Raw genomic sequence first — 20,788 nt, forward strand, 5'->3', positions numbered from 1 at the left:
TCCCGCGCAGGCGGGAATCCATATTCCCAAAGGCTGCGTTCTTGCACGCTGGTCCGGATGATATGGATTCCCGCCTACGCGGGAATGACGATCCAATCAGAAATCGTAGCCCATACGCAGGCCATAGACCCGCGGACGGATCGGCACCTCGGCCTTGATGAACTCGGTCGACGAGGTGAACGTGCTCGCATGCGAGTTCGTCAGGTTGGTGACGTAGAGTTGCGCATTCCAGCGATCGTGCGCCACGCCCATCGACGCATCGACCGTCGCATAACCCGGCTGCTTGTAGCGCAGGAAGGTCGTAGCCGGGACGACCACGCCTTCGCCCGACAGGTAGGTTGCGGGCTGGTTATACATCGTGCCGGTATAGTTCACGCCGGCCTGCACGAACGGCTTATACTCGCCCTGCTCCCAATCGTAGCGGATATGCCCGCTGCCCTGGAACTTGGGCGAGAAGGCCGCGACCGATCCGACTTCGCCGAACGGGTTCTGGAAGGCCGCACCCTTCACCTGCGTGATGCACTTGCCGAAGGTCGGCGAGGCGGCGATGTTGCTGACGAGGCAGGGCGAGTTGGTCTGCTTGTTCTTGTTGTAGGTCGCAGTGCCCTGCAGGGTGAGGCCACGCGTCGGCCGCGCGGTCATCTGCAGTTCGACGCCTTTGATATTGTAGTTGGGGCCGTTGACGCCGAACGTCGTGTTGCCGAGCTGGGCCGGATTGTAGAACAGGAACTGCACGTTCTTCCAGTTCATGTTGTAGGCCGACAGGTTGATCATCAGGCGATGGTCGAACAACGCCGTCTTCAAACCCGCCTCGAAATTGTCGAGCGAGTCCGGCGCATAGCCGTTGGGCGTCAGATATTGCGCGGTGCCGCCATTCGCCGCCGTGCCGGGACCGACCGCGACCGACCGCTGCGTGCGGCTGAAGCCGCCCGGGCGGAAGCCCTGCGAGAAGGTGAAATAGGCCATCGTCGTCGGGTCGATCTTCCAGTTGATGCTCGCCCGGCTCTTGAAGCCATGATAGGTCACATGATCGCCGTGCGTGCCGATATCGAACGTGCCGCTGTTGGGCGCGCACTGGCCGTTGGGCACGTTCAGGCAGCTCGGCGTACGCACCGCATATTGCGCGCCGACCTCATATTCCTTGTAATTGTAGTAACGCGTGCCGCCAGTGATCGTCAGGACATCGGGAATGATGTCGAAATCGACCGAGCCGAAGAAGGCGAACTGCCGGTAGCCGCGCTTCACGTCTTCGCCGAAGCCGGTATTGTCGCCGCGCACGCCCGGATCGTTGACGTCGGCACCCGCGATGGTGCGGATGTTGGCAGCGCAGACCTGCCCGCCGGCGAGTGCGATCGCGAGGTTCTGCGCGTTGCACGACGGGATCGTCTTATACTCGAAGTTCATCACGTCTTCGACTTTGAACTTCTCGTGGAATGCGCCGGCGATCACGCGGATGCGTCCGGTATCGGGCGTGCTGACGCGGAATTCGTTGGTGAGGTGGGTGTTCCTGACCTTGTCGTGCCAATAGGTCGCGGGCGAGAAGCAGGTCGCGGCACCCGAACCCCAGCCGGTCGCGCCGCCCGAGCAGGTATAATAGACGCCGTACGCGGTACGCGAATAGTTGGTGTAGTCGACCTGGTTGTCGATATGCCGGGTGAGGTAGGAGCCGGTATAGACCGCGCTCAACGGCCCGATCTTGCCATGGACGGTCCAGGCCGTGCTCTCGAACTTGTCATGATCGTAGCTCGGCACGAAGGTCGTGACCTGGAGCGGCTTCAGCGGCTGGAAATCCGATCCGGTCGGATAGGATGACGATACGCCGAGCACGTCGAGATGCTGGACGCTCTCGGTCACCAGCACGTTCCAGTCGCTGTTGATATCCCACAGCGCCTCGATCCGGCCGCCGGTGTACGTGACCGGGTTGAAGTCCTTCTCGGCGGTGGTGCTGTTGTTGATCTGGGCGCCCGGGCCGGTGACGGTGCAGAAGCCGGTCGTGGTGCCGAGGCCGTTGGGACATTTGCCCGCGGTCGGCTTGATGTTCAGGTAGTAGGCGCCCGGATCGTCGTTCGAGCGGGTGAAAGTGCTCGGCACGTTATCGATATAGCCGCCGCGGCGCTCGTTATAGATCGTCGCGCGGATGCCGAGCTTGTCCTTGATGATCGGCACGTTGAGCGTGACGACCTCGGAGTTGTTGGCGGCACCGCCCGAGGTGAAGCCGTACATCGCCTCGGCATGGCCGCCGAACGCGTCGAGCTTGGGCTTGTTGGTGATGTAGCGCACCGCGCCCGCCTCGGCGCCGCCGCCGAAGAGCGTGCCCTGCGGGCCTTCGAGCACCTCGACCCGCTCGAGATCGGCGGCATAGACGTCGATGTTGCGCGCCGGGAACTGCATCGACTGATCGTCGAGATAGAGCGCGACGTTGGGGAAGTTGGCGATCGTCGCGCTCGACTGGCCGCCCGCGAAACCGGCGCTCAGGCCGCGCATGAAGATCGCGCCCTGCCCCGGGCCATTATTGCCGAAGGTGATGTTGGGGACGTACTTGATGAGGTCGTCGAACGACTTGATGTTGAGCTGCGACAGGGTCTGGCCGGTCAGTGCCTGGATCGTGATCGGCACCTTCTGGATGCCTTCGTCGCGGCGCTGCGCGGTGACGATGATCTCGCCTTCCACCGGCGCGGTGGCGGCGTCGGGCGCGGGATCGGCGGGTGCGGCGTAGGCGTGGCCGCCCAGCAGCGCGGCCATGGCGCAGGTCATCAGATAGCGCGTCTTCATCTCTGTACCCCTGAGATAGGTGATGGCGCACCCGGGCCCCCGCCCAAGGTGTCTCCCCGATGCGGGCCGATTCGTGCCGGCCCGTCGCGCCGCTCCTTTCGTCCCGAAGCCCGCATCGCCGCCAAGTCATTGGCTGGATGGCGCGCATAGGCGGCGCCTATGGGAAAGCCGCCAAACTGTCACAAATCCGTCGCGCACGCGGCCTAGCCGGGGCCGGTCATGGCCGCCAACCATCAGCATCTGCGGGCTTTTCACGCGATCGCCGTGGAGGGCGGCGTATCGCGTGCGGCGCGGCGGCTGAACGTTTCGCAACCGACATTGTCACAACAGCTCAAGTCGCTCGAGGCACGCCATGGCGTGACCCTGTTCGAGAGCCGCAAGACCCCGCTGCGCCTCACCGCCGCCGGGCGCGACCTGTTCGCGCTGACCCAGAAGCTGTTCGCCACCGCGGGCGATATCGACGCCCTGCTCGGCGAGAGCGCCGGGGTCGCCGGCGGCACGCTGCGGCTCGGATCGGATCACCCGCACTATGCCGCCAGGCTGGTGCAGATGGTCCACCGCGACCACCCGCTCGCCGACGTGCAGGTGCGGATGGGCAATGCGCGCGACGTGATGCGCTGGCTCGGAGACGCCCAGATCGACGCCGCCATCGCGAGCGACCCGCCCGGCGACGGCAGCTTCAGCTACGAGCCGCTCGCCAGCGACGGACTGTCCTGCGCGCTGCCGCACGACCATCCGCTCGCCGCGCACGCCACCGTGCCGATCCAGGCGATCGCCGCCGAGACGCTCCTGCTGCGCGAGACCGGCTCCAAGACGCGCACCTTCACCGAGCGCGCGATGGCCGATGCCGACGTCGCCCCGCGCTGGTCGATCGAGCTGCAGAGCCGCGAGACGATCCGCGAGGGGATCGCGCTGGGGCTGGGCGTCAGCGTCTTCTTCACCTCCGAATGCCCGCCCGATCCGCGCATCGCCTATCGCCCGCTCGACACCGGCGAGCTTGCCTATGCGCTCCAGACCTACCTCGTCTGCCAGACCGAACGCCGGCGCAGCCCGCTGATGCGCGCGCTCCAGGCGATCGCCGCCGAAATCCGCGCGCCACAGGGCTGAATCCGCACGGATACTCTTGCCCGGCGCGCGGGTTCGGCGCAGGGCGCGCGCCGGTGAGTCATGCCCGCGAGGTGCCGGATGGTTCGTTGGTTGAGTGCGTCGATCGTCACACCCGCCCTGCTCGCGCTCGCCGCGCCGGCGCTCGCGGCCACCTGCCAGGTCGGCAAGGTCGCCGAAATCCCCCTGACGATGACCGGCCGCCGCGCGGTGGTGACCGCGCAGATCAACGGCCGCGACGCGCGCTTCATCCTCGACAGCGGCGCCTTCTACAGCACGATCGCGCAGGCCAATGCGCAGGAATATGGGCTGAAGCTGGAAAGCCTGAACGGGGCGATGCTGAGCGGCATCGGCGGATCGACCTCGCTCTGGGCAACCACGGTCAAGGACTTCCGCATCGCCGGGCAGACGGTGCCCCGCGTCGAGTTCGGGGTGGGCGGCAGCGACACCGGTTTTGCCGGGCTGCTCGGCCAGAACTTCCTGGGGCTGGCCGACGCCGAATATGATCTGCCGCACGGCTTCGTCCGGCTGATGCACGCCCAGGGCTGCCACAATGCCAACCTGGCCTATTGGGCCGGCGCCAAGCCCGTCGCGCTGGTCGAAATCATGCCGATGGACACCCGCAACCGCCACACGATCGGCACCGTCACCGTCAACGGCGTCAAGCTGAAGGCGATGTTCGATACCGGCGCCACCTCCTCGATGATCACGCTCGCCGCCGCCAAGCGCGCCGGCATCACCCCGGACAGCCCGGGCGTGACCTCGACCGGCTTCGCCTACGGCGTCGGGACGAAGCGGGTCGCCGCCTGGCGCGCGCGCTTCACATCGATCGAGATCGGCGGCGAGACGATCAACCGCCCCTGGATCGATATCGGCGATCAGCTCCTGCCCGACGCCGACATGCTGATCGGCATCGACTTCTTCCTGACCCACCGCATCTATGTCGACAACAAGAGCCAGCACATGTTCGTCACCTACGAGGGCGGCCCGGTGTTCGGGCTCGATCCCAAGGGCGCGGTCGACGAGCATGGCGCCGCGCTCGACCTGACCGACAAGACCGGCGAGCCGACCGGCGCCGCCGGCTACGCCACGCGCGGCGCGGTCCTCGCCTCGAAGCACGATCTCGATGCCGCGCTCGCCGATTTCGACAAGGCGGTGAGCATGGCGCCGAACGAGGCGCATTACGTCTGGCAGCGCGCGATGGTGCATCTCGCCAAGGGCCAGCCCCTGCTCGCCGCGGCCGACATCGACAAGACGATCGCGCTCGCCCCGAACGATCCCGATCCGCGCCTGGCGCGGGCGCGGATGCGGCTCGCCGCGCGCGATCCGGCCGGCGCGCTGGAGGATCTCAAGGCCGCCGACGCAGCACTCGCCCCCTCCGCCGACGCGCGCCTGCGACTGGCCGCTATGTACGACAGCGCCGAAGCCTATGCCCCGGCGCTCGCCAGCTACGACCAGTGGCTGCGCAGCCACCCCGAGGATCACAGCCGCGCGCCCGCCTTCAACGGCCGCTGCTGGGCGCGCGCGCTGATGAACCAGGAGCTCGACAAGGCGCTGTCCGATTGCGACGCGGCGTTGCGGCTGCGCCCGGGCGAGACCGCCTATCTCGACAGCCGCGCGCTCGTGCACATGCGGCGCGGCGAGTATGACAAGGCGATCGCCGATTACGACGCCGCCATCGCCGCCAAGCCGCGCGAGGCTTGGTCGCTCTACGCCCGCGCCATCGCCGAACGCCACGCCGGCAAGGCCGCCCAGGCCGACACCGACCGCACCGCCGCACTGGCGATCAACCCCCGCGTCGCCGACCGCGCCAAGCGCTTCCACCTCGACGACTGAGCCCGCGCCGCCGCGATTTTCCCTGTTATCGACCCCATAACAGGGAAAATCGGCACTTTTCGCCGGGGGCGGCGCCGTCCGCGGCCGGGCTATCCCGCTGACCGCAAAGCGAAAATCGGGGCGCTTTCCCTGCCCGCCGGAACAGGGAGCGTCATTCCGGAAAAACCGCAGCAACAGGACAGTCGATCCGCCGCAACAGCGAATGGAACGTCCGATAAATCCGCGTTGTCCGCGGGAAGACGGAAGCGTATAAAAGGAAATCCTCAAAGCTGTGTCCCCCGAGCAGCCGGCGCCGCGCATTATAGCATTGTCGACCATCAAAGATCCTCCCCGACACGGGGAGAGGGGCCAGGCGCAGCAGGGTGGAGGGGTTCACCACGAGCGATCTACTTTGGTCATTTGAAAAAATAAGTGACCCATGCAGAGGCGTGAAGCCGCGGAGGGATGCGTGGTTTGCCACTTTACCGCCCACCGGCGACACGCTTGCTTCCGACGAAGCGCCCTCTCCTAGCCGAACAAGCGCGCTCCCCCCGTCGAGCGAGGGGTGACGGTGGGAGCATGAGGCGAGCCCGCTGTTTGGCGGGGGAGACTGAACGGCCGCAACTGGGGGAAGGCTGCCGATCAACGCGCTTGTAGGAAGCCGAATGCGATAGCCGAATCGTAGCTTACGTCGCTGAAGCCGGGGTTGATTGAGATGAAGAGCGCGCGAGCTTTGTTGTAGCTCCATCGCAGCGAAGCCCGGCGTCACCAACCGCATAGGCGTCATTCCGCATTTTCAGCGATCTATGATGCCACTCTTCCAACTCTGCCGGCGAGCCCTTCATCCACAGGTCCGTAAGGGGAATGCTATAACCGGTTCGATCCCGAGATCGATGCCGAGGCTCGCGAGGTCGGAGAGTAGCGCGCAATCGAACATCTCGCCCCGTTCTCCGACCGTCCATGTGATGAAGAGGTTGAGCGAGGCTCCAGTCGCCCTCAGGCCACGAAAGAAATCCTGCTTGAGAAGGAGCGCAGCAACCACGACCCGAAGCCGCTCGGCCAACTCCCGATCGTCACCGGCCCCGAGATCAAAAGCGCAATATGTCGTGTCATAGCGCCCCGCCAATGCGGTGCCGCGTGGCGTTGAGCGAGATTCGCCCATCTTCCAGCTTCGCTTCGCTGGCAGACCTAGGCCGCGAGCGATGTCGTTCGGATCGGCAACCGGGTGACGCACCTGAAGCGATATGCCGTAGCTGGAGCTCATCGGGGAGGTAGACGCGATTTGGTCGATGTCCGCAATTGGCAACACAGAGTGTCTGCATGCGGGGCGGGTCGCGACGGGCAGCTTTTTAGGTCCGTGACCAATCCGGTAGCTTTGGGCAGCGCGCTCCTAGGCGGCGCATCGACGGGCTTGTAACGCGAAGCGTCGTATCATGGGTGGTTTGGCGACAGGTGGCTGGCAGGAACAGCCGCTATTGGCCGATCAATACGGCCTCGTCGGCTTCGTGATTCATCAGGCGTGCGATGCTGACGCGAAAGGTCTCGATCTCCGGGTAGTTAGTCAGGAAGGACCCACGCACTCGATTGCGCGGAACGAAATCGTCGGCGACTTCGAAGCGGATGGAAAGATTGCCCCGCTTGTCGGCTGGTGCGATTTCAAGGCGTAAGATGAGGTCGTCGCCTTCCTGCATACCAAAGCCCCATTGGGCAATGATCGGGGAGCCGTCGCGAATCGGATAGGCGCTTAGCGCATCGCAGAACTCCCTCACGTCCTGCCATTGAACCCAGAATCCCCCGGCGCCCGAGAACTGGCCCGTAGTCACTGATAACGACAAACGTCCAAAGTCATCTCGCGGTAGCTTCGGATCAAAGAAGCTCGCGTCATATTCGTAGCCGAGGGTGAGCTTACTCATCGCGACCATTTTGCAGCTTAACGCAATGCCCGCAATCGGGCGACCGCAGGGCCACGGGAAGACCGACTTTGGGAGCGACGGTCAGCTTAACGCCCACATCCGGCACGGCTGATTTTGAGCAAGACGCAAGCTCCGGCGACACATCGAGCGGCAGAAAGTGGTAGTGAAGCGACGGCCGGCTTTTCGGTGATTATAAAGGCAAGCTGTCGACGTTCAAAAGGACCGAGTCCTGAGCGGCGGTGTTCCTACGCGCTCGCACGCGCCTTCATCCAACGTGAGGGATACGCCTTGAGCTATCGCGCAAACCGTGTCTCCGACACGGCAATTCAGACCTGCGCGTAATACCTCTTTTGTGCCATCAAGGCCGTCGGGCGTCCGGGCTTCCACGACCAACTGGTCGGTGTTCCACTTGGCAGAAGGGTGCGGCCGGATATCGACAACGACGGCCCACACGTCCCGCTTCGGCTGTTCGGAGCAAGCCGTCATTGCGGACGCCGCCGTCAGCACGCGCAGTAGACCCTTCCTCATCGCCTCATGTTGCCCACGTTCGGGGGCCACCGCAACTCGGCGCACAGCAATGCTACCGGACTGGCAACAATTGGGCGGATTGCCGACAGGCAGCTCACGCCCACGGCCCCGTGAAAGAGGTCCCCACCCATGACCCCCACCCCCGCCTACGAGGTCGGCCACTGCCGCCCGCCGGTCGAGACCCGCTTCCAGCCCGGTCGATCGGGCAATCCGCGCGGCCGCCCGCGCAAGCCCAGACGCGATTATCGCGGCACCTATGGCGCGGCGTGGCTCGACGATGTCGTGCTCGACGAGGTCTATCGCCATGTGCCGATCGAGGAGGACGGCCGCACCTTCTACCTCACCACGCTCCAGGCGGCGGTCCGCGCGATCGGCGCCGCGGCGGCGAAGGGGAGCCGGCTCCACGCGCGCCTCCTGTTCGAGTTGACCGACCGGATCGAGACCCGCCGCGCCGCGCAACGCACCGCGATCCTCGACGAGGCGCTCCACGCCAAGACCGGCTGGGCCGAGCTACGCGCGCTGGCCGAGCAGCAGGCCCAACCCCTCCCCGATCCGCCCCACCCCCACCCCGACACGCTCCGCATCGACCCGCGCACCGGCCTGGTCGCGACCGACGACGCGCTGTGGGACGGCGCGCCGCCCGTGGCCGACCACGCAGACCCGGCCCAACCCCACGCCGAGCCCGCCGCCCCGCCGGCGGTCGCCCCCACCCCGGCCGAAGCCACCACCGACACACTGGCGGAACCCGTAGCCCAAGCCGGGGCACCGAGCGTCGAATGCATCCCGTTCGCCCCGAGCGAAGCCGAAGCCCCCCCACAACCGGCGCCGACGCCGCCCAGCCTGAAAGGATGGCGGGCGCCGAATGCGGCACCCCGAGCGCCGGCGAAGCCACGTCCAACGCGCCCGACGCAGCACCCCCGCCGGCCCCTGCCGCCGGCGCGGCGGACCCCATCGACACCGAAGCCCCGCCCGCCCGAACCCTCCCGCCCGGCGTCGCCTTCGCCACGCTGCGCACTGTGCTCGCCCACAACCGCCGCTGGTACCGCGCAACCGCCGAACGCCTCGCCCATATCGAACCCGAACCGCCGCCACCCCCGCCGCAGGAGAGGCCATGGTCCGACTATAGCGAGGAGGAAAAGGCGGAGGTCATGCGCAAGCTGGACGAGATGTATTGAGGCGGACGGTCGCGCCGGCGCTCCGCGTGCGTGTGTCGATCAGCGCCCGGCTTTGGCGGCGCTCCTCATGCGGACCGAGCCTAAGCAGCGCTCGGCTTGGGTCGCGGGCGCCCGAGAGCGTCTAGTCGTGAACCCATAAAATAAGCGATGTGACCGAACGGCTGGAAGTGGTGGTAAAGCGGTCTTTCAGCGCCGCCCTAGGGTCTGGCTATACGAACGGAGAACACGGGTAGCGCCGAGATATATCCCGCTGCCGACAATGACGAAGATCGCGGTTATGACGGCCAAGGTCGCGTTGCTTCCAGTCCGTTCGGAAGGCAAGGACAAGAAATTGCTCGCAGCTATCAGCACTGAACCTAAGGCAAATACTATGCCGAAAATCCGGAAGCTCCAGATCAGAACGAGGTGGTAGCGCTGTATCGCAGTGAGTTGCTTTGTTTCATCGCCCACGCCGAATGTCCCTATCCGCCCGCATTACCTCGGACCTCATACATCTCCCAGGTAACGGCAGCAAAGGGGCGGGCGCGGTCGGTCCTTTTTTGAGATCGGCCGTGCTCGCTGCGAGCGGCCGAAACTGGTGGATAAGCGACCGTCCGCTAACAGGCAGCTTAGAATGGAAAATGGAAAGCGGGCTTACTTTTCGGTAGAAGCAGCGGATGGCCGATGCTCGACAGTTCAACATCCGTGACGATCAGGGCAAGCTGCTGTGCCCAGCCTGCGGTTTCCCTGAATATGTGGTGACGGACGCTTACGATCAAGCTGGCGGTATTTCTTTGGGCATCTGCCCATGCTGCCTTTGGGAGCCGGGATTTGATGATAATCCAGCTGCGTCGTCTCGTGCGGAGGAAACCATCCTCGGCTCGCTACAAGCCTACCGAGCGGAGTGGAACGCCGCCCCGGGGTGGAGGGGACCTGGCAACTTGAAGCCTCCGCTATGGAACCCCTCGGCACAGATGATGCACCTCCTAAAAGCTGCGCCTTACGTCCGCTAACAGGCTATGAAAGACGGATCGCGAACGGCAAAAACTGGGGCGGCTGCCGACGGGCAGCTTTCACGTCCATAACCGGACCGTCAGCTTTCGAGCAACACGCGAGCCCCGACGACACATGGGGCGGCAAGACGTGGTGGTTAGCTGCCGTTCCTTCGGAGCGGTCCCGGCTCTTCCGTCATCGCGTAGGGGACATGCTCAAAGTCAATGAGGGATGTATCCTCGGGACCAACGGCATATCCCTCAAGCAAGTCGGCGCGACCCTCTTTTAAGTGAAGGATCATCCCCAGTCCGAAATTCAACCCGTCGATGCTGATCCATACATTCTGTCCCAGCGGCGCGGTCTTTTTACCCAAGCTGTCCGCCGTTGAACCGACTTCCAGTTCAGTGACGAAGCCTCCACCGGTATTTTCACGCGAACGGACCTTGGCTTGGAGCATCTGCTGTTCGAGTAACGCGCGCTGCTCCCCCATTTCCTCGAGGATGGCGGCAATGGCTGCGCGTTCGAGAGAGGAGAGCTCGCCCATGCGAGCGTTATGTCGGAGATGACCTATGTCCGCAAATGGGGCGAGAGCCGACAGTCAGCTTTATGGGTCTACGACCTAGCATTGTCACGCGCCGGCCGGGTATGCCCGCATATCCGTTGTGGAGCAACGGCCGTCTTGGCCCGCAACCGTCACCGTGAAGCGCCGGTTCAACCCGTCAGACCAGAACCGTGCCTTCGCTTCTGCGAACTCGGCCACGGACCCGCCGGCCTTCGAACACAGGCTCGCCAAGGCATCCCGGTAAAGCGACACGGATGCCACGAGCGAGGCGGAAGCTGCGAAGGCTCCGACCGTCATCAATGTCCGATCGTGGGTCAAGCATGACGGTCATTCGCGCGATCGGTCATAGGCGACGGCAGCGGCCGCCAACGCTTGCTCGTAATTCAGCGCCCAAGAGCAGAGCGCCTCGAATGGTTCGCGAAGCGAATGGCCGAGCGACGTGATCGTATATTCGACGCCGATCGGGCTGGTCGGAAGCACGGTACGGGTAATCAGCCCGTGGCGCTCCAGGCGCTTCAACGCGTCGGCAAGCGACTTGTGGGTTATGCCATCCAGGCGACGTTTGATCTCGTTGAAGCGCGCCGGCTGAGGACACAACACGGTCAGGATCATGATCGTCCATTTGTCCGCGATCTTGTCCAGCACGGGGCGGATGCGGGGCACATCCATCATCGCCTTGCACGACAGCGCCTCCAGGTCGGTATCGCTGGCCATATCTACTCTACTCCAGGTGCGTTCTTGATAGCAGATATGCTTCATATATCTGATCAGCCGTCTCGAATGGAAGGACGGACGATGGCAAGAATGGCAGGCAAGGTCGCAGTGGTGGTCGGCGGAGCGAAGGGGATCGGCCTCGCGACTGCCCGTGCGCTCGCGGAGGAAGGGGCTTGCGTGATGCTGACCGGCCGCAGGCAGCACGAGGTCACCGCTGCGGCTGAACGTATCGGTCCGTCGGCGCAGGGCATCGAAGCCGATGCGGCCTCCCAGGCCGATCTGGAACGGGTCGTGCGTGAGGCCCGGCGGCTGCACGGCCGCATCGACGCGCTCGTGCTGAACGCCGGATTGTCCGAGCCCGCGACCCTCCCGGAGGAGACGGCCGAGCATTTCGACCGGCACTTCGCGGTCAACGTGCGCGGTGCGCTGTTCGGCATCCAGGCGGCACTGCCCGTGCTGAGCGAGGGGGCATCGGTCGTGCTTATCGGCTCGATCGCCGATGGTATGGGCGTGACGCCATTCAGCACCTATGCCGCGACCAAGGCGGCGCTGCGCTCCTATGCGCGCAGCTGGGCGGCCGAACTCGCGCCCCGGCATATCCGGGTCAACGTCGTCGCGCCGGGACCGACGGACACGGACATGATGGCCGCCGTATCCGACGAGATGCGGCAGATGCTGATTGCCCCCATTCCCCTCGGTCGCATGGCGCGTGCCGACGAGGTCGCGGCCGCCGCGGTGTTTCTCCTCAGCGATGCCGCCAGCTTCGTGACGGGGGCCGAGCTTTGCGTCGATGGCGGCATGCGGCAGGTGTAGCGGGACGCGACGATGGGGTTGCCAGATGGCGTACAGGTCAGAGCCACGCCCTTAGAGCGCGCCTTCGCGCGCCAATTGGTCGGCGACGTCGCGAACGGCATCGGCCGTGATCTCGACGATGCGATCGGCCTCCGCGGACGTCAACACGAGCGGCGGCGCAAAGCCCAGGATATCGCCGTGGGGCATGGCGCGCGTGATCAGGCCGCGCGCGCGGGCCGCGGCGGACAGGCGGGCACCCACCTTCAGCGCGGGATCGAAGCGGCGCTTCGCCGCGCGATCGGCGACGAACTCGACCGCCGCCAGCATGCCGACACCCCGTACCTCGCCGACGATCTCATGCTGCGCAAGCGCCTGCGACAGCCCGGCGAGCAGATGGCCGCCGACCCGCGCGGCGTTGCCCGCCAGATCCTCCCGCTCGACGATGTCGAGACAGGCATTGGCGGCGGCAGCGCCGAGCGGATGGCCGCTATAGGTGTAACCGTGACTGAATGCGCCGGCCCGTTCGGCGCCGTCGCGCACGACGTTCCACACCTTCTCGCCGATCAGCACCGCCGACATCGGCACATAGGCGCTGGTCAGGCCCTTGGCGCAGGTGATCAGATCCGGCGTCATGCCGTACAGATCGCTGCCGAACGGCGTACCGATGCGCCCGAAGCCGGTGATGACCTCGTCCGCGATGAGCAGGACGTCATGCTTGCGCAGCACCGGCTGGATCGCATCCCAATAGCCGGCGGGGGGCGGGATGATCCCGCCCGTGCCCAGCACCGGCTCGGCGATGAACGCACCGACCGTATCGGGACCCTCCTGTTCGATCAGCGCGTCCAGCTCGGCAGCCCGGCGGGCCGAAAAGGCCTGCTCGCTCTCGCCTTCGGCCGCGCCCCAATAATGGTGGGGCACGCCCGTACGCAGGATGATCGGAAGCGGCAGGTCCATCAGGTCATGGTAGAAGCTGAGGCCGGTCATCGAGCCCGAGATGACCGAGCTGCCATGATAGCCGCGTTCGCGGGCGATGATCTTCTTCTTGGCCGGCTTTCCGCGCAGATTGTTGTAATACCAAACCAGTTTCGCCTGGGTCTCGTTCGCATCGGATCCCGACAGGCCGTAGAACACCTTGGCCATGCCGGCCGGCGCCATGCGGATCAGCCGGTCCGAGAGGCGCGCCAGCGGCTCGGTCGTGTGGCCGGCATAGGAATGGTAATAAGCAAGCTGCCGCGCTTGTTGGTGAATGGCGTCCGCCACCTCGGCCCGGCCATAGCCGACATTGACGCAATAGAGCCCGCCGAACCCGTCGATCAGGTCCTGCCCGTCGGCGGTGCGGATCCGGGCGCCGCTGCCGCTTTCCACGACGACCGGATCGATCTTGCCCGACGCATAGTCGGCCGCCTGCGTGAAAGGGTGGAGGACTGCCGCGCGATCCATGTCCTTGATTCTATCCAGCATCGGGCCCCGCCTTGAATGTCGTCGGGAGCTTAGCGGTCGCGCACGAGGGTTTTTCTCGTCTTTGCATCCGGAGCGATAATTTCTATCGATGTGCGCTGTGGCTTCGCCCGACGATCTTGATTCCTTCGATCTTCGCCTCCTGGCACTGATGCAGGACGATGCCCGGGCCAGCGCTGCGGCGCTGTCGGAAGCGGTCGGGTTGTCTGTGCCAGCCTGCTATCGGCGGATCCAGCGGCTGCGCCGTATCGGTGCGATCAAGCGCGACGTATCGATCGTCGATCCGGTCACGATGGGCTGGCCGCTGACGATCATCGTCCTGGTGACGCTGGATCGCGAAAGCGAGCGCATCCTTGAGGATTTCCGTCGCGCGATCGCCCGGGTGCCGGAGGTCATCGAGGCCTGGTATGTGACCGGCGAGCATGACTTCGTGCTGCGCATGGTTGCGCGCGACATGTCGAGCTTCGACAAGCAGATCAGCGATTTGCTCTATTCGAAGCCATTCATTCGCAGCTTCAAGACCTTGGTGACGTTTCGCAACCTCAAACCGTTGAGCGGCATACCCTCGACCCGCCCGATTGCCGATACGTGAGCGGCCTGTAGGCCATCGCGTTGGTCAGGGGGGACCGCAGCGACCGCGCGACGCCGAAAGCGGTCGATCGCCAGCCGACGCGCTGCAGATCAAGGGAGAGCAGCGGACGCCGCATTCACGCCCTGGTCCATGTGCTACTGGCACCGGCATGAAATACATCCTGCTCATCGTGGCCATCGTCGCGGAGGTCATAGGAACCTCCGCCATGAAGCAGTCGGACGGCTTCACGCGGCTCCCCTGGGTGGCGGCAACCGTCGTCGGCTACGGCGTGGCCTTCTACTGCCTGTCGCTGGTGCTCAAGACGATGCCGACGGGCATCGCCTATGCGATCTGGTCAGGGCTCGGCATCGTCCTGATCTCCGCCGTCGCGTGGCTGTTCCAGGACCAGAAGCTCGACGCGGCCGCCGTCGTGGGAATGGCGCTCATCATCGGCGGCGTCATCGTCATGAACCTGTTTTCGAAGGCTTCGGTTCACTGACGGGCCGCGACGGCTCTCGACCGTCGCGGGACATCCGGGCGGCGCCGGCAGACCGCGCCCGCGCCGCCGGCGGCCGCCATCAGGCGGTGCGCAGCGCGCTCGTCTTGCGGCGACGGATCGAGCTGCCGACGAAGCCGAAGCCGGCCAGCATCATCGCCCAGCTGGCCGGCTCGGGCACGGCGGCGACGGTGCTGTTGATGAGCTGAACTTCGGTACCTGTGCCCTTGCCGGTGTAGAGGCCGACGGTGTGGTTGTCCAATTCATAGCCGCCGCCGTAGGTGGGCTTCTCGGCGAATTCGATCTTGTCGAAGGTCAGGCCGTTATTGGCGAAGAAATCGAGGAAGATATAGGGCTCGCCGGGATTGGCGCGATCCCAGCGCGTCGCGCCGGTGCCGGGCTTGCCGTAATAATCGTCCTTGTTGGCCGACGGCGCGGTATCGACCGCGTGCAGCGCGTCGGCGGCGTCGAACGTGAAGAGCTTGGTGCCGTGGCTGTAGAAGGTCACCGTGTTGCCCGCGTCGAGCGCGGACAGCCAATAGCCGAAATAGGTGACGCCCTGGTCGAGCGTGAGGCTGTACGGGGTCGAGTTGAACGCGACGGCATATTTGCCGCTGTTGCCCGCGCCACCATATTGATCCGAACCGTTGATCTGGACGTAATTGCCATTGGCCGACGAATAGGTTCCGGTGAAGGGGCTGCCGCCGAAGTTGGTGGCGAAGGATGCCGTGCTGCTCTTGCCGTCGAAGGTCTCGACGCCGACCTTGCTGAAGGTCGCCGAAGTGTTGGTCATGCCCGCCAGTTCGGATTCGTAGCGCACGTCGAACGGGACGGCCGCGTTCGCGCCGGAGGCCGCGATGACCATGCCGAGGACGGAACAGGCAAGAGCGAAGCGATTACCATAATAACTACCCCCAATTACAGCGCATCGCTTAGTCGAGCGGCGCTCCGAATGACTGAGGCGCAAATAATCGGGGGGTGGGCGTCGGATATATTCAGGAATTTTACGGATGGGTGTACTTCAATGGTTAATGGCGGAAGTGACTGGCGGGAGCGGTCAAGGTCGCCGCGCGGGACAAGATCCGGTCGTATCAAGCATTCCGTGCGGCCCCACGCCAGCGGACGGGAGGCAGGCGCCCGCCCCTGGCCGTCGGGCCGGAACGGGAGCCGATCGCGGTCAGTACGGATCGTCGGGATAGCGCGCAGCCCAATCGTCGGCATAGGGCGCGTGCCAGCTCGGCCCCCGCACCCATGCGGTGTGGCGCGGCGCCCAGCTTTCCTCGATCGTGCCGACGCGCTTCATCGCATCGCGCGCGGCATCCTCGCGGCACGAACTGCCCGAGAGGCTCGATCGGTCGTCGGGCTCGCCGAGGCGATCGCACAGATAGCGCGCGACGAGATTGATGCGGTGCTTCAGTTCATGCCGGCCCCAGCCGGTGCTCAGATCCAGATCGGCGTACGAGATCGACTGGCTCGCGCTCTGCACGTCGTCGGGCAATTGGCGGCGGCTCCACCGCCCCGTGACGATGATCTCGTCGGGCGCGTCGCTTTGCGCGATGCCGGGCGCGGCCGGCAGCACCATGGCGCTAGCGAGGCACAGGCCCGGCAGCGCGGCGGTCAACAGCAGTTTTCTCATGTCCATTGCGGCTCTCCTCATCGGGCCCCCGCAGGGACGGTCAATGTCGAAGCGGCCGCCCCGTTCCCACCGTTACGCGAGAGGCACGATCGGGGCAGGCACGATATGACCGCAATTACGCGCACCGCGCTTTCGAAAGCGCTGGTTTCAAACAGTTAAATTTTGGTAACCAAGAAACGAAATCCGCCTCCCGTCATTAATGCGTCGGTCCCGAGACTATCTCCGGATGCCGCCAAGGGGAGTGTATACCTGATGAGAAACAATCGCATGCGCGCGTGGCTGAAGGCTTCGATCGCGCTTCCGGCCGGGCTTTTGCTCGCCTCGCAGGCCGGCGCCGTCGCCCTGGTGCTGTCGGGCACCAGCGCCAACGGATCGAACACCACCTTCACCTATGGCGGCAGCTTCGCGGTCGATCCGTCCAACCCCGGCGGCGATCCGATCGAGGGCCTGGTCACCGGTTCGCGGCTGATCATCTATGATTTCAAGGGCTATGTCGCCGGATCGGTGTTCAGCCCCTACGCCAACGTGCTGGCGACCTCCCAGCTGGTCAGCGATGCGACCCTGCTGCCGCCGGCCACCACCGACGATCCCACGATCGCCAACCTCGTCTTCACCTATACCGGCCCCGACGTGACGCCGCCGGCCGGCTTCGCGTTCACCGGCTTCAGCGCGGATTCCATCTTCTCGCTGGTCGATCCCGCCGGTTCGGCCTTCGGCACGCAGACCTTGAAGGTGACCAACAACACGCCCTTCTACGTGCAGGGCTTCGTCGCCGCACCGGGTGCGGGCGCGGTGCCCGAGCCGGCGAGCTGGGCGATGATGCTCGGCGGCTTCGGCATGATCGGCGGGGCGCTACGCGCTCAGCGGCGTCGCACCAAAGTCAAATTCGCCTGACACAGGGGACGGCGGCATCCCGGCCAGCCCGGGATGCCGCTGGTTTTGCACGGCCGGGGCAGGCTGACCGAGACGGTCATTCCCGCCGCGCCCGGCGTAGCCACGACGCGGCCGCCATGCGCGCCGGCGATCGCCTCGACCAGCCGCAGGCCCAGCCCTTCGCGCTCGCGCGATGCCTCGGTCCGGGGCGTCGGTGCCCGGGCCGCTCCATCATCCGCAACGATGATCCTCGTTTCCGCTGCGTCCGCTTCGAGCCGCATCGTCACCACCGTCCCGACCGGCGTGTGCGTCGCCGCATTGTCGAGCAGGTTGACGATCAATTGCGTCAGCATGCCGCGGTTGCCCCCGACGATCACGTCCGCCGCGATCTCCGTGCGGAGCGTGCGCCCGCCGGCCTCCATCGCCTCGGCGAAACTTTCGGCGAGATCGCCCATCAGCGTGGAGAGCGAGAAAGGCGCCGCGTGACGGCCGATGCCGAACGCCTCGATCTCGCCGATGGCGAGGATCGCTTCGTAGATTTCGAGGATCTCGTCGCACCGCGCGATCGCGCTGCGCAGATCGAGCACGCACCGCTGCGTATCGCCGCAGTCTTCGCCACTGCGCGCCAGATCCTCGCGCAGCCGTACGAGCGGCGCACGCAGATCGTGCGCGATATAGCCGGTGATCCGCCGGACATGCCCGATCGCCTCGTCGCGGCCGTCGAGCATCGTGTTGAGCACGGCGCAGACCGCGTCGAATTCGTCCCCGTGCCCACTCAATTTGATCCGGCTCGCGGTCTCGCCCGCGATAATCGATCGGGCGGTGCCGGTGATCGTGTCGAGCCGCCGGCGCACGATGCGTTCGAGCGAAAGCGCGCCGATCAGCGCTGCCCCGAACAGCAGCCCGAATGCGGCGAGCAGGAAAGCGAAGAAGGCGCCGTCGAACTGATCGACGATATCGCCGTCGGCGATGATCGACAGTCGCGATCCGTCGGGCAGCCGCCGGGTCAGCACGCGCGCATCGTCGAGCCGGTCGTCATCCAGATCCGGCAGGGACAGGGTCGACCAGCCGATCGGCTGATGCGCCGCCTCCGCCACGCCCATCACCAGATATCCCTGCGCATCGACCAGGGTGTAAGCGAAGGTGCGCGTTCCCCGCTGGGTCAGCCGAAGGGCCAGCGCCATGACGTCGACCTTGCCGCCGCGTGCGAAGGCATGCTCCAGCGACAGCGCGCGCCGCTCCATGCGCGCATTGAGCTGGCCGGACATGGTGTGGCGGCTATAGGCATAGGCCCCGCACGCCAGCAGCACTGTCGTCAGCCCGAACAGCACCATCCACCGAAAAACCAGCGTGCGGACGGTGCGGGTGGACCAGCTAGACATCGGTGCGGAATTGATAGCCGACGCCGCGGATCGTCTCGATCGGATCGGGCAGGCCATGCTCGGTCAGTTTGTCGCGCAGGTGGCTCATCTGCGATTCGATCAGCTTGGTGCGCGGATTGAAGTTGAGGTGCCACACGGCACTCAGCAGATGCGCGCGCGTCACGATCTCGCCCGCGCCCAGCATGAGTTCCTCGAGCAACCGCATCTCGCGCGGCTTGAGGATCAGCCGGCGCCCGTTGCGCGAGGCTTCGCGACGCAACCGATCGATCGCGACCGTGCCGCAGGTCAGGCGGCTGGCATCCGCACCGCCATCGCTGCGGCGGCGCCGCCGCAGCGCGCGCAGCCGCGCCTCCAGTTCGGCATTGTCGACCGGCTTGATGATATAATCGTCCGCCCCCGCATCGAGCCCCTCGATCCGGCTCGACACCCCGCTGAGCGCGGTGAGGAGGATGACGGGGGTATCGAAGCCGGCCCGCCGCCAGCGCCGCAGCAGATCCACTCCGTCGCCGTCGGGCAGGCGGCGGTCGAGGATGACGGCATCATAATCGCCGCCCTTGGCCAGGCCCGCGTCGGCCGTCGCCCCCAGGCGCGTGATCGCGTGACCGAACGCGCGAAGATCGCGATCGATCTGACCAGCCGCATCGTCATCGTCTTCGACGAGTAGGATTTTCATTCCGTTCATCCAACATACTCTATGCTACGATACAATATGGAGAACCCCGTAAAACCGCACGGCTGAACGAATGCTTAGTGCGAGCCTGAAGGTTGCAAATAATCAACCTTCGTTGTAAAGCAGCAACATATCGGAACTGAGGCACGGCAGTTCGGGTTCGTTCTTCGTCTGAGCAAATCGAGGAGCGATTACATGGCCGAATATAGTTACAATGATCGCCCTGCCCGCCGCACCAACACCGTCGTGATCGTCGGCGTGGTCGTCCTGCTGCTCATCGTCGCGGCGATCGTGTTCCAGCTCGTCAGCGTCCGCCAGACCCAGTCGGCCGAACTGCCGACCGTGCGGGTCGAGGGCGGACAGGCGCCGGCGTTCAAGGTCAAGACCGCCGACGTCGATGTTGGATCGAAATCCGTCGCGGTCGACGTGCCGAAGGTTTCCGTCGATACCACCACGACCAAGGTGAGCGTCCCTACCGTTCACGTGAAGAAGCCCGGCGAGTGACCGGGGCGGCACGGCCGCGCGTTCTGATCGTCGAGGATAATTTCCTCGTTAACGAGACGATCGTGGAGGCGTGCCGGGAATGGGGCCATGAGGCGGTGGGGGTGCTCGACGCCGCCGCCGCCGCGGCGCACGTGGAGGGAGACGCTTTCGGTCTGCTGATCGTCGACCACGGGCTTCCCGGCGGCGAATCGGGCGAGGAAGTTCTGCGGCACTATCGGTCCCGCAATCCGAGTGGCGCGGCGCTGGTCATCTCGGGCATGCCGGCACCGTCGGATTTGCCCGCTCGCTCCGTCCGCTTCCTGCAGAAGCCGTTCACGGTCACGCAACTCGGCCATGCGCTGTCGTTGCTGGATCTGGCACCGGCCCCGCGCGCGGTGGCCTGACCGGGCAGGCGAAGCATTCGCGCTCGGCGGGGGCGTTGCGCAAACCGCACGCGCATCGCATGAAGGCGCGATGACAGGGACTATCGCAACTTTGCTGCGCTGGGGTGCCGCGCTGTGGGCGTGCGCATCCGCAGCCCTCGCCGTGCAGTGCGTGACGAAATGCCGCGCCGATTTGCATCACGGGCCGGGCATGCAATGCTGGTTCAGCGAGCATACCGGCCTGCCCTGCGACACCGGGACGCTGATCCTGCTGGTGTTGTCGGTGGTCGCGGGCCTGTGGATCGCGGTGTTCGGCAGCGTCGTCGCCGATCTGTCCCGACCGCATTGACCGCCACCGATGGCCCGCCGGCGCGTTAAACCGACGGGCCATCCGCAAACCGCTGAGAGCGATCGCGTGAAGACGCCGTTCCGGGGGTACGGGGCGTCTTGCCGCGAGAAAGCGCTGGGCGCGTGATTCGCGCTATGATC

20 protein-coding genes are annotated in these 20,788 nt (G+C 65.5%); 10 read left to right on the forward strand and 10 right to left on the reverse strand.

All coding sequences use genetic code 11. From position 1 onward, the window contains the following. Nucleotides 1-96 precede the first annotated feature (96 nt). Nucleotides 97-2,772 (reverse strand): TonB-dependent receptor, encoded by a 2,676-nt coding sequence (locus AB4Z44_RS13815; RefSeq protein WP_404710277.1) that lies wholly within the window; start codon nt 2,770-2,772, stop codon nt 97-99. A 219-nt stretch (nt 2,773-2,991) separates the two neighbouring features. Between AB4Z44_RS13815 and AB4Z44_RS13820 the strand changes: the two genes are divergently transcribed. Continuing rightward, nucleotides 2,992-3,879: a LysR substrate-binding domain-containing protein gene (locus AB4Z44_RS13820; protein ID WP_404710278.1), complete on the forward strand. Its 888-nt coding sequence runs from the start codon at nt 2,992-2,994 to the stop codon at nt 3,877-3,879. Between the two features lie 78 nt (nt 3,880-3,957). Then, a complete protein-coding gene (locus AB4Z44_RS13825) occupies nt 3,958-5,712 on the forward strand; it encodes an aspartyl protease family protein (protein ID WP_404710279.1) in 1,755 nt (584 codons plus the stop codon). Between the two features lie 820 nt (nt 5,713-6,532). Here AB4Z44_RS13825 and AB4Z44_RS13830 read toward each other — a convergent pair. Both AB4Z44_RS13830 and AB4Z44_RS13835 read right to left on the reverse strand, forming a co-directional pair. After that, nucleotides 6,533-6,955, reverse strand: coding sequence for a hypothetical protein (locus AB4Z44_RS13830; protein ID WP_404710280.1), 423 nt, complete (start codon nt 6,953-6,955; stop codon nt 6,533-6,535). A gap of 208 nt (nt 6,956-7,163) precedes the next feature. Further along, on the reverse strand, nt 7,164-7,604 hold the full coding sequence (locus tag AB4Z44_RS13835; RefSeq protein ID WP_404710281.1) for a hypothetical protein: 441 nt from the start codon (nt 7,602-7,604) through the stop codon (nt 7,164-7,166). Between the two features lie 657 nt (nt 7,605-8,261). Between AB4Z44_RS13835 and AB4Z44_RS13840 the strand changes: the two genes are divergently transcribed. Then, entirely contained in the window at nt 8,262-9,446 is a 1,185-nt protein-coding gene (locus AB4Z44_RS13840; protein ID WP_404710282.1) for a DUF5681 domain-containing protein, read from the forward strand. A gap of 990 nt (nt 9,447-10,436) precedes the next feature. Here AB4Z44_RS13840 and AB4Z44_RS13845 read toward each other — a convergent pair. Together AB4Z44_RS13845 and AB4Z44_RS13850 are read right to left on the reverse strand one after the other, a co-directional pair. After that, nucleotides 10,437-10,823, reverse strand: a complete 387-nt coding sequence (locus AB4Z44_RS13845; RefSeq protein WP_404710283.1) for a hypothetical protein — start codon at nt 10,821-10,823, stop codon at nt 10,437-10,439. A gap of 345 nt (nt 10,824-11,168) precedes the next feature. Continuing rightward, complete coding sequence (locus AB4Z44_RS13850) at nt 11,169-11,600, reverse strand: winged helix-turn-helix transcriptional regulator (RefSeq protein ID WP_404710284.1); 432 nt, start codon at nt 11,598-11,600, stop codon at nt 11,169-11,171. Between the two features lie 45 nt (nt 11,601-11,645). Between AB4Z44_RS13850 and AB4Z44_RS13855 the strand changes: the two genes are divergently transcribed. Next, nucleotides 11,646-12,368: an SDR family NAD(P)-dependent oxidoreductase gene (locus AB4Z44_RS13855; RefSeq protein WP_404710285.1), complete on the forward strand. Its 723-nt coding sequence runs from the start codon at nt 11,646-11,648 to the stop codon at nt 12,366-12,368. A 51-nt stretch (nt 12,369-12,419) separates the two neighbouring features. Here AB4Z44_RS13855 and AB4Z44_RS13860 read toward each other — a convergent pair whose 3' ends face one another. Beyond that, nucleotides 12,420-13,808: an aminotransferase gene (locus AB4Z44_RS13860; RefSeq protein WP_404710286.1), complete on the reverse strand. Its 1,389-nt coding sequence runs from the start codon at nt 13,806-13,808 to the stop codon at nt 12,420-12,422. Nucleotides 13,809-13,896: 88 nt separating this feature from the next. Here AB4Z44_RS13860 and AB4Z44_RS13865 point away from each other — a divergent pair, with 88 nt between their 5' ends. Together AB4Z44_RS13865 and AB4Z44_RS13870 are read left to right on the forward strand one after the other, a co-directional pair. Next, the gene (locus tag AB4Z44_RS13865) at nt 13,897-14,397 is read left to right on the forward strand and encodes an Lrp/AsnC family transcriptional regulator (RefSeq protein WP_404710287.1); all 501 of its coding nucleotides are present in this window, start codon (nt 13,897-13,899) and stop codon (nt 14,395-14,397) included. 148 nt (nt 14,398-14,545) lie between these two features. Then, nucleotides 14,546-14,875 carry a DMT family transporter gene (locus tag AB4Z44_RS13870; protein ID WP_404710288.1) on the forward strand — a complete coding sequence of 110 codons (330 nt, stop codon included), beginning with the start codon at nt 14,546-14,548 and terminating at the stop codon, nt 14,873-14,875. A 79-nt stretch (nt 14,876-14,954) separates the two neighbouring features. Here the strand turns inward: AB4Z44_RS13870 and AB4Z44_RS13875 are convergent, their stop codons facing one another. Further along, nucleotides 14,955-15,737, reverse strand: coding sequence for a PEPxxWA-CTERM sorting domain-containing protein (locus AB4Z44_RS13875; RefSeq protein ID WP_404710289.1), 783 nt, complete (start codon nt 15,735-15,737; stop codon nt 14,955-14,957). A gap of 312 nt (nt 15,738-16,049) precedes the next feature. Then, a complete protein-coding gene (locus AB4Z44_RS13880; RefSeq protein WP_404710290.1) occupies nt 16,050-16,514 on the reverse strand; it encodes a UrcA family protein in 465 nt (154 codons plus the stop codon). Nucleotides 16,515-16,760: 246 nt separating this feature from the next. On the opposite strand from AB4Z44_RS13880, the gene AB4Z44_RS13885 reads away from it, so the two are divergent. Beyond that, complete coding sequence (locus AB4Z44_RS13885) at nt 16,761-17,402, forward strand: PEPxxWA-CTERM sorting domain-containing protein (RefSeq protein WP_404710291.1); 642 nt, start codon at nt 16,761-16,763, stop codon at nt 17,400-17,402. Here the strand turns inward: AB4Z44_RS13885 and AB4Z44_RS13890 are convergent. Both AB4Z44_RS13890 and AB4Z44_RS13895 read right to left on the reverse strand, forming a co-directional pair. Further along, the gene (locus tag AB4Z44_RS13890; RefSeq protein ID WP_404710292.1) at nt 17,369-18,763 is read right to left on the reverse strand and encodes a sensor histidine kinase; all 1,395 of its coding nucleotides are present in this window, start codon (nt 18,761-18,763) and stop codon (nt 17,369-17,371) included. The genes AB4Z44_RS13885 and AB4Z44_RS13890 overlap by 34 nt on opposite strands. Beyond that, complete coding sequence (locus tag AB4Z44_RS13895) at nt 18,756-19,436, reverse strand: response regulator transcription factor (RefSeq protein WP_404710293.1); 681 nt, start codon at nt 19,434-19,436, stop codon at nt 18,756-18,758. The genes AB4Z44_RS13890 and AB4Z44_RS13895 overlap by 8 nt, the downstream gene beginning before the upstream one ends. Before the next feature lie 192 nt (nt 19,437-19,628). Between AB4Z44_RS13895 and AB4Z44_RS13900 the strand changes: the two genes are divergently transcribed. The 3 genes from AB4Z44_RS13900 (at nt 19,629) to AB4Z44_RS13910 (ending at nt 20,648) form a co-directional block, all read left to right on the forward strand. Continuing rightward, nucleotides 19,629-19,937, forward strand: a complete 309-nt coding sequence (locus AB4Z44_RS13900; RefSeq protein ID WP_404710294.1) for a hypothetical protein — start codon at nt 19,629-19,631, stop codon at nt 19,935-19,937. Further along, nucleotides 19,934-20,320: a response regulator gene (locus AB4Z44_RS13905; protein WP_404710295.1), complete on the forward strand. Its 387-nt coding sequence runs from the start codon at nt 19,934-19,936 to the stop codon at nt 20,318-20,320. The genes AB4Z44_RS13900 and AB4Z44_RS13905 overlap by 4 nt, the downstream gene beginning before the upstream one ends. Before the next feature lie 70 nt (nt 20,321-20,390). Further along, nucleotides 20,391-20,648 (forward strand): hypothetical protein, encoded by a 258-nt coding sequence (locus AB4Z44_RS13910; RefSeq protein WP_404710296.1) that lies wholly within the window; start codon nt 20,391-20,393, stop codon nt 20,646-20,648. Nucleotides 20,649-20,788 lie beyond the last annotated feature (140 nt).

It is taken from the genome of Sphingomonas sp. MMS24-J13 (genome assembly GCF_044905095.1).
Classification (GTDB): Bacteria; Pseudomonadota; Alphaproteobacteria; order Sphingomonadales; family Sphingomonadaceae; genus Sphingomonas_I.